This is a genomic window from Nocardia sp. NPDC047648 (genome assembly GCF_040642815.1).
In the GTDB taxonomy this organism is placed as follows: domain Bacteria; phylum Actinomycetota; class Actinomycetes; order Mycobacteriales; family Mycobacteriaceae; genus Nocardia; species Nocardia gamkensis.
Window position 1 is genome coordinate 200,982 of the sequence record NZ_JBEYSX010000013.1, and the last position, 12,675, is coordinate 213,656.

Sequence of the window (12,675 nt, forward strand, 5' to 3'; positions counted from 1 at the left end):
CTGCGCAGGACGGCGTACCTGGCTCTACGGCCCGCGTAGTAGAACGGGTACCGTGGAAGCCGTGTCCGCCTCCCCCCGCCGCTCGGCACACAACCGCCCGGCCCTCATCGCGCTGGTGATCGTCGCCGCGCTGGGCTGCCTGGCGCTGGCCTGGTGGCAGTGGGAGCGGTACGAGTCCGCGAGCGGCACCGCCCAGAACCTCGGATACGCGCTGCAATGGCCCCTGTTCGCGGGGTTCGCCGTCTTCGCGTACTTCCGGTTCGTCCGGCTCGAGCGCGAGGCAGGCGCGGAGGAGAACGAGTCCACCGCGGCTGCGCCGCGCGCTTCCACCGCAGCCGGGCGCGCCGCGAAACGGGTCGCGCCCACGGAGCTGCCTGCCGGTCTGCTACCAGAGCGCCCGAAGGCCGTCCGGGACGAGGACCCCGTGCTCGCCGAGTACAACCGGTACCTGGCCGCGCTGCACGCCCACGACATCGATGACCAGGTCCGCGCGGCAGGCCTGCACACCAGCGAGAGGAGCCCCGGTTGACCACCAGCGAGAATTCCACCGAGACCACCGCCGTCCCGGCCCCGGCAGGCAACGCCGCCAAGGTCCGTCCGGCGCTGCTGCGCTACCGGGCGCTGGCCTGGATCACCGGTCTCTGGCTGCTGCTGCTCACCGGCGAGATGATCGCCAAGTACGGCTTCGACGTGCACACCCCCAGTTGGATCGCCGTCGTGCACGGCTGGGTGTACTTCGTCTACCTGCTGGTCACCGCCGACCTCGCGGTCAAGGTCCGCTGGCCGGCCCTGCGCACCGTCGGCACCCTGCTCGCCGGCACCATTCCGCTGCTGTCGTTCTTCGTCGAGCACGTCAACGCCAAGCAGGTCAAGCAGGACTTCGGCGTCTGAACCGACCGATCGCCGCTCGCGTCAGCCTTCGGCGAGCGCCGCCAAGGCGGGCGTCAACCGAGCCAGCGCCCGCCCGCGATGCGACACCGCGTCCTTCTGGGCGGGAGTCAACTGAGCGGCCGTGACATCGCCGCCCGCCGGGATGAACAGCGGGTCATAGCCGAAACCACCGTCGCCGACCGGCTTGCGCCCGATCGAGCCGGGCCACTCGCCGCGCACCACAGTCTCCACGCCGCCGGGCACCACCAGCGCGCAGGTCGATACGAACCGGCCGCCGCGACGCTCGTCCGGCACGTCCGACAGTTGCGCCAGCAACAGCGCGTTGTTGGCCGCGTCGTCACCGTGCCTGCCGGACCAGCGCGCCGACAGCACACCGGGCATCCCGTTCAACGCGTCCACCTCGATGCCGGAATCGTCGGCGACACAGGCCAACCCGGTGGCGGCGGCGCCGTCGCGGGCCTTGGCCAGCGCGTTCTCCTCGAATGTCGCGCCGGTCTCGGGCGCCTCGTCGTACGGGGGAACGTCGTCCAATCCGAGGATCTCGATCCCGGCGATACCCGCCTCGTCGAGGATGCGGCGCAGTTCGTTCAGCTTCTTGGCGTTGCGGCTGGCCACCAGCAGACGGCGGGTCATCACTTCTTCTTCGTCTCGGCGGGCTCCGGCAGCACGCCGGGATACGGCAGCGCCAGCGCCTCCTTCTGCACGACGAACAACTGCTCGCAGCCCGCCAGCGCGGCGTCCAGCAGCTTGTCCAGCGTCGAGCGTGGGAAAGTGGCGCCCTCGCCGGTGCCTTGGATCTCCACCAGCGTTCCGGTGTCGGTGGCCACGACGTTCATGTCCACCTCGGCGCGCGAATCCTCCTCGTACGGCAGATCCAGACGCACCCGGCCGTCGACCACGCCGACGCTCACCGCGGCGATCGCGCACGAGATCGGCTGCGGGTCGGCCAGCGCGCCCGCCGCACCGAGATAGGTCACGGCATCAGACAGCGCCACATAGGCGCCGGTGATGGCGGCCGTCCTGGTACCGCCGTCGGCCTGGAGCACATCGCAGTCGATCGCGATGGTGTTCTCGCCGATCGCGGCGAGGTCGATGCAGGCGCGCAGCGACCGGCCGATCAAGCGGCTGATCTCCTGAGTCCGTCCGCCGATGCGGCCCTTCACCGATTCCCGCCCACTGCGGGTGTGCGTCGCGGCGGGCAGCATCGCGTATTCGGCGGTGAGCCACCCCAATCCGGAGTCGCGTCGCCACGGCGGCACCCCCTCGGTGACGCTCGCGGTGCACATCACCCGCGTCTGCCCGAACTCCACCAGCACCGAACCAGCTGGGTGCGTAGTGAAACCACGGGTGATCCGGACCTCGCGGAGCTCATCGTCCGCCCTGCCATCGGCTCGTCTCGACACGGCCACAGCCTACTGTGTCTGATTTGCAGCGCCTTCGGCGCTGCGTGTTCGCGGCCTGTGTTGGTTTTTCCAGCGCCTGCGGCGCTGGGTGTTCGCGGCCCTGTGTTGGCTCGCGTCTGCGCGACCGCCGCTTGCTCCTTCGTCGCCTACGCGACGGCCGCGCACACGCGAGCCGGGCCGCGAACGGAACATGCTCGGTCTCGCTTCGCTCGAAACCAGGAGTTCGGGTGCGCCGGGCACGTCGGTGCGCGAGGTTTGGACCTCGTGCACGCGGTTCGTTGTGGGGGGGTGGTTGTCCTTTCGACCGGTGATCGGTCGCGGACGCGGCGGACGTGAGCCGGGCCGCGGATGGCGGATGCCCGGTCTCGCTTCGCTCGAAACCGGGAGTTGGGGTGCGCCGGGCACGTAGGGGGCGAGGTGTGCATATCGTGCACGCGGCTGGCAGGGGTCGGGGGTCGTTCTGTCGACTGGTGATCAGTGACGGATATGGCGGCCGACGTAAACGCGAGCCGGGCGGTGTTGGCTTTTTCCAGCGGCCTGCGGCATCGGGTGTTCGCATGCCCGGTCTCGCTACAGTCTTCAGCGGCAGTTATGTGCCTCGAGGAGACCTACTGGTCTGACTCGGGTTCGGTCAGATATCGAAGGTTTCGCCCGGGGCCACCGCGTGTACGGGGCCGGTGAACTGGGCTTTCGCCTCGGCGATCACGTCCTCGCGGGAGGTCCACGGGGGGATGTGGGTGAGCAGGAGTTCCTTCACGCCCGCCGCTGCGGCGATCTGGCCCGCCTCGGTGCCCGAAAGGTGAATGCCGGGGGGACGATTCGCCGGGTCGTGGGTCCAGGAGGCCTCCGCCATCAGGACGTCGGCGCCCTGCGCGAGTTCGTGGACCTGGGGGCACAGTGCGGTGTCGCCGGTGTAGACGAAGGTGCGTCCGCTCGCGGTGACGATCCGCAGGCCGTAGGACTCCGGAGGGTGGAACATCCGGCGCGCGGTCACGGTGTGGCCGGGGCCGAACGTGATCGGCTCGCCTTCCTTCCAGGGCCGCATGTCGATCACGTCGGACCAGTCGTCGCATTCTCCGCCGACCTCGGCGGAGGCGTTGCCGATGCGCACCGAGGTGTCCGACGGGCCGCGCACGATCGCCTTCCCCTCCGGCGGAGTGGGGTGGTAACGACGCCACACCAGCAAACCGGGCAGGTCCAGGCAGTGGTCGGCGTGCAGATGGGTCAGGAAGATGTCGACCTCACCGGGATCGGCGTGACGCTGCAACGCGCCGAGCACTCCCGGGCCGAAATCGATGACCGTCGGCCGCATGTCCGGGCCGGTCAGCAGGTAACCCGACGCAGGAGAGTCCGGGCCGGACACACTGCCCGAGCACCCGAGGACGGTAAGGCGCATTCCCCCATGCTGCCACGCGGATTTCTCACTCAAGAAAGGATCCCCCACATTCTCCGGCGGGCCGCGCGCTCACCGCGGCGCCGCGCCGATTCCGGCTCGGGCTCCGCGGCGGCTTCGTCGTGCATCTCCAGAGAGTACCCAGCCGGCCAGCAATCCACTCAACGCGCCGAATAGATGCCCCTGCCAAGAGATTCCGGGCTGTCCGGGCAGCACACCCCACAGCAGCGACCCGTAGAGGACGAGCACAACGAGACCGAGCACGATCTGCCCTACGTTGCGGGCGAACCAGCCGCGGGAGATGAGGAAGGTCAACCAGCCGAATACCAGCGAGGACGCGCCGAGATGCACACTGCCGGTGGCTCCGGTGAGCCAGACGCCCATGCCCGCCACCAGCCAGATGATCGCTGTCGCGGCCAGCCCGCGCCCGAGGCCCGCCAGCAACACGAGGAAGCCGAGCACCAGCACCGGAAGCGTGTTGCCGATCAGGTGCGCCCAGCCATGGTGCAGCAACGGGGCGAACAGGACGCCGGTCAGCCCGTCGGCACGGCGCGGCTCGATACCCGCGGAGTCGAGCCGCCCACCGAGGGCGGTATCGACGCCCTCGATCCCGTAGAGGACCCCCACGAATCCCGCGATCAGCACCCCGGCCCGCAGCCACAACTGCTTGATCGCGCCGATGCCGCCGGTCGGCGGCACGGGCTCACCCGGTCGCGCGCGGATCGCCGCGATCCGATCCGGGTCGAACGACGCCCCGAGTCCCGCGCCGGCCATGGCCACCTCCTCGCCGTGGCGGGGACGTGGCCCCGCCACATCGAGGGTACCGGGGGAATCAGGCCCAGAGCTGGCCGTCGAGCCGCTCTTCCGCCTCTTCGAGCGTGCCGTCGTACGCCCCGGTCGACAGGTACTTCCACCCGCCGTCGGCGACCACGAACGCGATGTCGGCGCGGGCCCCCGCCTTCGCCGCCTTACGGGCGACGCCGAGCGCGGCGTGCAGGATGGCGCCGGTGGAGATCCCGGCGAAGATGCCTTCTTCGAGCACCAACTCGCGGGTGCGTTTCACCGCGTCGTACGGGCCGACCGAGAAACGGCTGGTCAGCACGCTCTCGTCGTACAACTCCGGAATGAACCCCTCATCGATGTTGCGCAGGCCGTAGACCAGTTCGCCGTAACGCGGCTCGGCGGCCACGATCTCGATGCCGGGCACCTTTTCTCGCAGGAAACGGCCGGTCCCCATCAGCGTGCCCGTGGTGCCGAGACCCGCGACGAAGTGGGTGATCTCGGGCAGATCGGCCAGGATCTCCGGGCCGGTCGTCTCGTAGTGCGCCGAGGCGTTGGCCGGATTGCCGTACTGGTAGAGCATCACCCAGTCCGGGTTCTCCGCCGCGATCTGCTTGGCCAGTGCCACGGCCTGGTTGGAGCCGCCCGCCGCGGGGGAATCGATGATCCGCGCCCCGAACATGGTGAGCAGCTGGCGCCGCTCCACCGAGGTGTTCTCCGGCATCACACAGATCAGCTGGTAGCCCTTGAGCTTCGCGGCCATGGCCAGCGAAATGCCGGTGTTGCCGCTGGTGGGCTCCAGAATCGTGCACCCGGGCCGCAGCAGGCCGTCGGCCTCGGCCTGCTCGATCATCCGCAGAGCGGGCCGATCCTTGATCGAGCCGGTGGGGTTGCGATCCTCCAGCTTGGCCCACAGCCGCACGTGGTTGTCACCGTCCCATCGGGGAGACAGTGTGCGCAGGCCGACCAGCGGCGTGTTGCCGAGGGTCGCGATCAGCGATTCGTAACGCGCCACGGGACGGGTCAGCCTCCGGCCACGGCGGGCAGGATCGTGACGCTGGCGTCCTGCGGCACCTCGGCCGCGAGGCCACCGGCGAAGCGCACGTCCTCGTCGTCGACGTAGATGTTGACGTAGCGGTTGAGCTTGCCGTCCTTGAGCAGGCGCTCGGCGAGCCCGGGGTGGTTGGCCTCGAGATCGTCGATGAGCGCCGACAGCGTGGCGCCCTCGGCCCGCACGCGCTTCTCACCTCCGGTGAGGCCGCGCATGATGGTCGGAATGGACACGGTTACCGGCATGGGTACTCCTCGGTTTCGCGAACAGTCATCGGTCTAGTTCTCGTACGCGTCGACGATCCGCACCGGTTCCTCGGTGACCTCGCCGTCGACGATCCGGTAACTGCGCAGCTCGTGCCGCTCGGGGTCGCGGGTGGAGATCAGCACGTAGTGCGCGAACGGCTCGGAGGCGTAGGACACGTCGGTCCGGCTCGGATAGGCCTCGGTGGCGGTGTGCGAGTGGTAGATGACCACCGGCGTCTCGTCGGCGTCGTCCATCGCGCGCCACACCTTCAACTGCTCGCCGGAGTCGAAGCGGTAGAACGTGGGCGAACGCTCGGCGTTGACCATGGCGATGAAGCGCTCGGGACGATCCGAACCCTCCGGCCCCGCGATCACCCCGCAGGCCTCATCCGGGTGATCGGCGCGCGCGTGCGCCACCATCGCCTCCACGAGGTCGGCCCTGATCACCAGCACGAGTCGCACACCTTTCCACAACGCCGACCCATCGCAGTCGACAACGAGCCAGGATATTCGGGTATTCCCCCGGCGACGTCGCCCGGTCCCCGGTTCGAGGCATCGCCTGTTCAGACCCCTAACAGGTCACGGTAGGCCGGAATGCCCGCCACCGAACGCGCCGAGCGGATCGCGTCGACGACGGCGCGTTCGACGCAGACCGCGGCGGCCGTGCAGATCTCGTCCAGGACGAGCAGATCGGCGGGGAAAGCGGGCGGCAGCGGCAGATCCGTACTTTCCTCCGCGGTCCCGGTGGCGATCGCGAAGAGGGTGTCGCCGTCCAGCGGCGAGTGCGCCGGACGGATCGCCCTGGCCAGCCCGTCGTGCGCGGTGGCCGCGACCCGCTTGCAGCCCGCCGGATCGAGCGGGGCGTCCGTGGCCACGACGCCGATCGTGGTGTTGAGCACGGTTCCTTTCACCGGCAGCGCGTTTGCCGCCGCCAATTGCTCCGCGCTCGGTGGCCGCAGTTGGAAGAAGTCGGGCCCGTCGGTGCCGCACCCCCACGGCAACCCGGTACGCGGGTCGAACACCGAGCCGACGGGATTCGCCACGATCAGCGCGGCGACGGTGATTCCCGCGGCGGCGCCTTCGCCCAGCGCGACACTCGCGGTGCCCACCCCGCCTTTGATCGATCCCGCGCGCGCCCCGACGCCCGCGCCGACCGAACCCCGGGCGAAGTCGATGTCCGCCGCCGCCGCGGCCCGATAGCCGAATTCCGCGGTCGGGCGAATGTCCCACGCGCCGACCGGAAGATCGAAGATCACCGCGCCGGGGACGATCGGCACCACCCGGCTCGGGTCGCTCGGGTCCATCACGATGCCCGCGCCGTTCTCCTCCAGCCAGCGCATCACCCCGTCGGCCGCGGCGAGGCCGAAAGCGCTGCCGCCGGTGAGCAGGATCGCGTCGATCTGGCGAACGGTGTTCATCGGATCGAGCAGATCGGTCTCGCGGGTACCCGGGCCGCCGCCGCGCACGTCGACCGCCGCCACCGCACCGCCCGGCACCCGCACGACCGTGCAGCCCGTCGCCGCGCCGGAGCCGAGCGTCGCGTCCCGGTCGAGGACGTGGTGGTGCCCGACCAGCACTCCGGGCACGTCGGTGATCGAATTACGTTCTCCCGGTGCGGCGTTGCCCATCTCTACTCCTCACGGCGCGGGACTTCCGGTCGCCTCGCGCCGATCTTCGCAGCACAGCCGGTCAGGGAGCCAGCGCTTGCAGCAGCGAGTCCTGCATCCAGGTCAGCCAGTGGTACACGTCCAGGTGCGGAGCGCGCGGATCGTCGGGGTCGAGATGGTCGGGCGTGTCGGCGTCGATGTCCAGCACCGTGCCGAGCGCCAGCCGGACGTCGGTGAGCGCGGTCAACCACGCGTCGGCCTGCTCGGGGGTGAGGACGATCTTGCCGCCCGCGCTCGGCACGGTGTCGAGCACGACCGACCCGGCCGCCAGCTTGGCGTCGATGATGTCGGGCTCGTGCAATCCGCGCAGAGCGCTGTTGAGATCAGCGCGTTCGGCATCCGGCGAGCCGGGCTCGCTGCGATGGAAGTCGGGGAGGAGTCTGCGCAGCCGCGGATCCTCCGGCGGGATGGTGTTGCCGGATCGCAGTCCGGTGAGGGCGGCCAAGTCGTCGTCGGGCGCGGACTCGGCGCGCTCGTTCAGCAGCCCGGAGACCGCACCGACCAGCGACCGAAGCACATCGGCCTCACGTGCGTCCATCTCGGATCGCAGTTTGAGACCGCTCAGCGAGTTCTTCCTGCTCCACTTGCGCACGGCGTCAGGGTAGTCGTCCAGCTCAGTCATCCCGTTGCATGGTGGCCCAGAGCCCCGCGGCGTGCAGCCGCTGGACATCGTGCTCCATCTTGTCCCGCGAACCGGACGAGACCACCGCCTTGCCCTCGTTGTGGACCTTCAGCATCAGTTCGGTCGCCTTCGCTTTGCTGTAGCCGAACAGCTTCTGGAAGATGTAGGTCACATAGTGCATGAGATTGACCGGGTCGTCCCAGACGACGGTCACCCAGGGGCGGTCCTCCGCCTCCAGGATCTCGGTGTATTCGACCGCTTCGGGTGTCGCCTGTGCCGCCGACAATGTCGCGTTCGCGGCGTCCACAACGACGTCACCCCGGACGGTGTTGCACAAGGCCATACGGTCAAGGGTACGACTCGACCCCGGATAAACAACACCCACGCAGCCCCGATTCGCGTTTCCACCGGTTCACCGAGCCGATGCCGGACACCGTGAGCCGACCGTTCTGTCTACAGTGACAGCGTGGACCTGCGTGACGGCGTCGCCAGCACGGCGCTGCTGACCGACCAGTACGAACTGACCATGCTCGCCGCGGCGCTCGCCGATGGTTCAGCGCATCGGCAGTGCACCTTCGAGGTGTTTGCTAGACGTTTGCCAAACGGTCGTCGCTACGGCGTCGTCGGGGGTACCGGCCGGGTGCTCGACGCGCTGCGGCAGTTCCGCTTCGGCGAGGCGGAGCTGGCCGTGGCCGCCTCGTTCTCCGACCGGCGCACGCTCGACTGGCTGCGCGACTACCGGTTCACCGGCGATATCGACGGCTACGCCGAGGGCGAGCTGTACTTCCCCGGCTCCCCGATCCTGTCGGTGCGCGGCAGCTTCGCCGAATGCGTCGTCCTGGAGACGCTGATCCTGGCGATTCTCAATCACGACAGCGCGATCGCGGCCGCGGGCGCGCGGATGGTCAGCGCCGCGGGCGGCCGCAGGATGATCGAAATGGGTTCGCGGCGCGCCCACGAGCTGGCCGCCCCGGACTGCGCACGCGCCGCGTATCTGGCCGGTTTCGACGCCACCTCCAACCTGGAGGCGGTGCGTCGCTACGGGATTCCGGGCGCGGGCACCAGCGCGCACGCGTTCGTCCTGCTGCACAGCGGCCCCGACGGGGCGCACGAGGCCGAAGCGTTCCGCAGCCAGGTGCGGACGCTCGGGGTCGGGACGACGCTGCTGGTGGACACCTTCGACATCACACGGGGCGTCGCGACCGCCATCGAGGTCGCGGGCACCGAACTGGGCGGCGTGCGGATCGACTCCGGCGATCTCGGCGTCCTGGCCAGGCAGGTGCGCGACCAGCTGGACGCGCTCGGTGCCAGCAAGACCCGCATCGTGGTCTCCGGCGACCTCGACGAGTACGCCATCGCCGCGCTGCGCGCCGAGCCGGTCGACGTCTACGGCGTCGGCACCGCGCTGGTCACCGGCTCCGGCGCGCCGACCGCGGGCATGGTCTACAAGCTGGTCGAGGTCGAAGGGGTGCCGGTCGCCAAGCGCAGCAGTCACAAACAATCCCGCGGTGGCACCAAGAACGTGATCCGCCTGGCCCGCGACACCGGAACGATCGTCGAGGAGATCGTCTACCCGGCGGCCGGACCGGTGCCGCCCGCGAACGGCTTCGAAGCCAGGCAGCCGCTCGTCCCGCTGGTGCGCGGCGGTGAGCAGCTCGAGAGCCTGCCCACCCTCGCCGAGAGCCGGGATCTGGTCGCGCGGGGCCTGATCAGCCTGCCGTGGGAGGGCCTCAAGCTCTCGGCGGGTGAGCCCGCCGTGGTGACCACCTTCGCCTGAGGCCGTGCGCCCGCGCGGGTCGACGCGGGAGACCGGAAGAGAGCAAGAATTCCCGCGAGTCGGGCGAACGAGCGTGCGACCGAGCGGCAGAATCTGAAACAGTCATTCAGCACACCGCGGGAGGTCACCATGACCCGGGCACTGATCATCGTCGACGTCCAGAACGATTTCTGCGAGGGCGGTTCCCTCGCGGTCACCGGCGGAGCCGCCGTGGCGGCCCGGATCAGCGAGTACCTCACGGCGGCGAAGTACGGCGCGATCGTCGCGACCCGGGACTATCACGTCGATCCCGGCGCGCACTTCTCCGACGCGCCCGACTACATCGACACCTGGCCGCCGCACTGCCTGGTCGGCACACCGGGCGCCGATTTCCACCCGGCGCTGGCCACCGAGGACGTCCAGGCGATCTTCTCCAAGGGCGAGTACTCGGCGGCCTACTCCGGGTTCGAGGGAACGACCGAGGACGGCACCGGGCTGGCCGACTGGCTGCGCGAGCGCGGCGTCGACGCGGTCGACGTGGTCGGCATCGCGACCGACCACTGCGTGCGCGCCACCGCGCTGGACGCGCGCATCGAGGGTTTCGACACCCGGGTCCTGCTCGACCTCACCGCGGGTGTCGCCCCCGATACGGTCGCCGCCGCGCTGGACCGCATGCGCGGGGCGGGCGTCGACCTGGAGGGGAGCGTCAACCGGTAGACCGCCCGGTCTCGGCGACCGTCCTGCCCTGTCGGAGGCGACGAGTAGGCTGCTCGCGTGCCCGAACTCCCGCCCGTTTCCGATCTTTTGGCCACCGCAGTGCAGGCGCTCGGCGGCAAGGAGCGCGCCGGGCAGACGACGATGGCCGCCGCGGTCGACCACGCGATCGACACCAAGGAACACCTCGCGGTGCAGGCCGGGACGGGCACCGGCAAGTCGCTGGCGTATCTGGTGCCGAGCCTGCGCCACGCCGTGCGCACCGGCCGCACCGTGGTGGTCTCCACCGCGACGATCGCGCTGCAACGGCAGCTGGTCGACCGCGATCTCCCCCGGCTGGCCGACGCGCTGAGCGCGCCGCTGGGGCGCACGCCGAAGTTCGCGATCCTCAAGGGGCGCAACAACTATCTGTGCTTGAACAAGATCAACAGCGCGATCCCCGACGAGCCCGCCGAGGCGGAGCTGTTCGACGCGTTCGCGATCTCCCGCCTCGGCCGCGAAGTGCAAAGGCTCAACGAGTGGACCTCCGACACGGAGACCGGTGACCGCGACGAACTCGCCCCCGGGGTGAGCGATCGCGCCTGGCGGCAGGTCAGCGTGTCGTCGCGGGAATGCCTCGGCAAGTCGCGCTGCTCCTTCGGCCAGGATTGCTTCGCCGAGCGGGCCAGGACCGAATCGGCGCAGGCCGATGTGGTGGTGACCAACCACGCGCTGCTGGCCATCGACGCGATCAGCGGCATCCAGGTGCTGCCCGAGCACGACGTGGTGGTCATCGACGAGGCGCACGAGCTGGTCGACCGGGTCACCGGCGTGGCCACCGCCGAACTGGCCTCCGCCGCGATCAGCGCGGCGGCCCGGCGCTGCGCCAAGCTCATCGATGAGCAGGAGGTGGACCGCCTGGAGGGCGCCGCAGAGGCCTGGCACACCGTGCTGGACGAGCTGCCCGCCGCCCGGTGGGACACCCTGCCCGACGGCGTCGCCCCGGTGCTGGCCCTGATCCGCGATGCCGCCTGGAACGCGCGCACCGCGCTCGCGCCACCGGGCAGCACCACCGCGCAGGGCGATCCGGAGACCTCCGCGGCCCGCACCATGGCAGTGGCCGCGCTGGACGAGGTGCACGACAGCGCGGTCCGCGCGCTGACGGCGTTCGACGAGCCCGATCCCGCCGCGCGCCGGGACGTCATCTGGCTGGCCGCCGACGAGATCCGCGGCGTGGTGCGCCGTTCGCTGCGGATGGCGCCGCTGTCGGTGGGCGGGCTGCTGCGCAGCAGGCTGTTCGGCACCGCGACCGTCGTGCTGACCTCCGCCACATTGCAGATCGGCGGTTCCTTCGACGGCCTGGCGGTGACCTGGGGCCTGCCCGCGCAGTCGGGCAATCGCGCCGATCCGGCCACCGCCAACGGGGCCCAGCCGCCATCGGATGCCGAGACCGTGCGCTGGAGCTCGCTCGATGTCGGCTCACCGTTCGACCACGCCAAGTCCGGCATCCTCTACGTCGCCAAGCACCTGCCCGCGCCGGGCCGCGACGGGCTCGCACCGGCCTACCTGGACGAGATCGAGCGGCTCATCACCGCGGCGGGCGGGCGCACCCTCGGCTTGTTCTCCTCGATGCGCGCCGCCCGCGCGGCCACCGACGCGCTGCGCCCGCGGTTGCAGACCCCGGTGTTGTGCCAGGGCGACGACTCGACGGGTGCGTTGGTCCGCAAATTCGCCGACGACCCGGAGACTTCGCTGTTCGGCACGCTGTCGCTGTGGCAGGGCGTCGACGTGCCCGGACCGTCGCTGAGCCTGGTGATCCTCGACCGCATCCCCTTCCCCCGGCCGGACGATCCGCTGCTGGCGGCCCGGCAGCGCGCCGTGGAGATGCGGGGCGGAAACGGGTTCATGACGGTAGCCGCCAGCCACGCGGCTCTGCTGCTCGCGCAGGGCACCGGACGCCTGCTGCGCAGCGTCGACGATCGCGGCGTGGTCGCCATCCTCGATTCCCGCCTCGCCACCGCCCGCTATGGCGGCTACCTGCGCGCGTCGCTGCCGCCGTACTGGGAGACGGCCGACCCGGAGGTCGTGGTCAAGGCCTTGCGCCGGCTGGCCGCCGCGGCGACGGTGTGATATCGGCCGGTCTCTGCACGCGGCGCGGGGACATCACCGAATCC

General features: G+C 70.3%; 15 protein-coding genes. 5 read left to right on the forward strand and 10 right to left on the reverse strand.

Annotated elements, in window-relative coordinates:
* Positions 1-61 precede the first annotated feature (61 nt).
* Positions 62-529, forward strand: coding sequence for a transcriptional regulator (locus ABZ803_RS25955; RefSeq protein WP_357043071.1), 468 nt, complete (start codon positions 62-64; stop codon positions 527-529).
* 74 nt (positions 530-603) lie between these two features.
* Positions 604-891: a DUF3817 domain-containing protein gene (locus tag ABZ803_RS25960; RefSeq protein ID WP_247611426.1), complete on the forward strand. Its 288-nt coding sequence runs from the start codon at positions 604-606 to the stop codon at positions 889-891.
* Positions 892-912: 21 nt separating this feature from the next.
* Here the strand turns inward: ABZ803_RS25960 and ABZ803_RS25965 are convergent, their stop codons facing one another.
* The 10 genes from ABZ803_RS25965 to clpS form a co-directional block, all read right to left on the reverse strand.
* A complete protein-coding gene (locus ABZ803_RS25965; RefSeq protein ID WP_357043073.1) occupies positions 913-1,524 on the reverse strand; it encodes a non-canonical purine NTP pyrophosphatase in 612 nt (203 codons plus the stop codon).
* Positions 1,524-2,294 carry a ribonuclease PH gene (gene rph, locus ABZ803_RS25970; protein ID WP_357043075.1) on the reverse strand — a complete coding sequence of 257 codons (771 nt, stop codon included), beginning with the start codon at positions 2,292-2,294 and terminating at the stop codon, positions 1,524-1,526. The genes ABZ803_RS25965 and rph overlap by 1 nt, the downstream gene beginning before the upstream one ends.
* 631 nt (positions 2,295-2,925) lie before the next feature.
* Positions 2,926-3,690 (reverse strand): cyclic nucleotide-degrading phosphodiesterase, encoded by a 765-nt coding sequence (locus ABZ803_RS25975; RefSeq protein ID WP_357043077.1) that lies wholly within the window; start codon positions 3,688-3,690, stop codon positions 2,926-2,928.
* A 69-nt stretch (positions 3,691-3,759) separates the two neighbouring features.
* A complete protein-coding gene (locus ABZ803_RS25980) occupies positions 3,760-4,461 on the reverse strand; it encodes a rhomboid family intramembrane serine protease (protein ID WP_357043079.1) in 702 nt (233 codons plus the stop codon).
* Positions 4,462-4,519: 58 nt separating this feature from the next.
* Positions 4,520-5,482 carry a cysteine synthase gene (locus ABZ803_RS25985; protein ID WP_062971707.1) on the reverse strand — a complete coding sequence of 321 codons (963 nt, stop codon included), beginning with the start codon at positions 5,480-5,482 and terminating at the stop codon, positions 4,520-4,522.
* An 8-nt stretch (positions 5,483-5,490) separates the two neighbouring features.
* The gene (locus ABZ803_RS25990) at positions 5,491-5,763 is read right to left on the reverse strand and encodes a MoaD/ThiS family protein (RefSeq protein WP_357043081.1); all 273 of its coding nucleotides are present in this window, start codon (positions 5,761-5,763) and stop codon (positions 5,491-5,493) included.
* Between the two features lie 33 nt (positions 5,764-5,796).
* Positions 5,797-6,216 carry a M67 family metallopeptidase gene (locus ABZ803_RS25995; RefSeq protein WP_062971793.1) on the reverse strand — a complete coding sequence of 140 codons (420 nt, stop codon included), beginning with the start codon at positions 6,214-6,216 and terminating at the stop codon, positions 5,797-5,799.
* 110 nt (positions 6,217-6,326) lie between these two features.
* Positions 6,327-7,391, reverse strand: a complete 1,065-nt coding sequence (locus ABZ803_RS26000) for a P1 family peptidase (RefSeq protein ID WP_357043083.1) — start codon at positions 7,389-7,391, stop codon at positions 6,327-6,329.
* A gap of 61 nt (positions 7,392-7,452) precedes the next feature.
* On the reverse strand, positions 7,453-8,022 hold the full coding sequence (locus tag ABZ803_RS26005; protein ID WP_062971711.1) for a DUF2017 domain-containing protein: 570 nt from the start codon (positions 8,020-8,022) through the stop codon (positions 7,453-7,455).
* Between the two features lie 22 nt (positions 8,023-8,044).
* Positions 8,045-8,395, reverse strand: coding sequence for an ATP-dependent Clp protease adapter ClpS (clpS, locus tag ABZ803_RS26010; protein WP_039796380.1), 351 nt, complete (start codon positions 8,393-8,395; stop codon positions 8,045-8,047).
* A gap of 123 nt (positions 8,396-8,518) precedes the next feature.
* Between clpS and ABZ803_RS26015 the strand changes: the two genes are divergently transcribed.
* The 3 genes from ABZ803_RS26015 (at position 8,519) to ABZ803_RS26025 (ending at position 12,631) form a co-directional block, all read left to right on the forward strand.
* Positions 8,519-9,829 carry a nicotinate phosphoribosyltransferase gene (locus ABZ803_RS26015; RefSeq protein ID WP_357043085.1) on the forward strand — a complete coding sequence of 437 codons (1,311 nt, stop codon included), beginning with the start codon at positions 8,519-8,521 and terminating at the stop codon, positions 9,827-9,829.
* A 129-nt stretch (positions 9,830-9,958) separates the two neighbouring features.
* On the forward strand, positions 9,959-10,525 hold the full coding sequence (locus tag ABZ803_RS26020) for a nicotinamidase (protein ID WP_357043087.1): 567 nt from the start codon (positions 9,959-9,961) through the stop codon (positions 10,523-10,525).
* Between the two features lie 57 nt (positions 10,526-10,582).
* Positions 10,583-12,631: an ATP-dependent DNA helicase gene (locus ABZ803_RS26025; RefSeq protein WP_357043089.1), complete on the forward strand. Its 2,049-nt coding sequence runs from the start codon at positions 10,583-10,585 to the stop codon at positions 12,629-12,631.
* The last annotated feature ends 44 nt before the right edge of the window (positions 12,632-12,675 follow it).

Excerpts from the sequence above, each read along its gene's own strand:
- ABZ803_RS25975 (WP_357043077.1), bottom strand. The coding sequence starts at position 3,690 with ATGCGCCTTACCGTCCTCGGGTGCTCGGGCAGTGTGTCCGGCCCGGAC.
- ABZ803_RS25965 (WP_357043073.1), bottom strand. The coding sequence starts at position 1,524 with ATGACCCGCCGTCTGCTGGTGGCCAGCCGCAACGCCAAGAAGCTGAAC.
- clpS (WP_039796380.1), bottom strand. The coding sequence starts at position 8,395 with ATGGCCTTGTGCAACACCGTCCGGGGTGACGTCGTTGTGGACGCCGCG.
- ABZ803_RS25980 (WP_357043079.1), bottom strand. The coding sequence starts at position 4,461 with ATGGCCGGCGCGGGACTCGGGGCGTCGTTCGACCCGGATCGGATCGCG.
- ABZ803_RS25990 (WP_357043081.1), bottom strand. The coding sequence starts at position 5,763 with ATGCCGGTAACCGTGTCCATTCCGACCATCATGCGCGGCCTCACCGGA.
- ABZ803_RS26000 (WP_357043083.1), bottom strand. The coding sequence starts at position 7,391 with ATGGGCAACGCCGCACCGGGAGAACGTAATTCGATCACCGACGTGCCC.
- ABZ803_RS26020 (WP_357043087.1), top strand. The coding sequence starts at position 9,959 with ATGACCCGGGCACTGATCATCGTCGACGTCCAGAACGATTTCTGCGAG.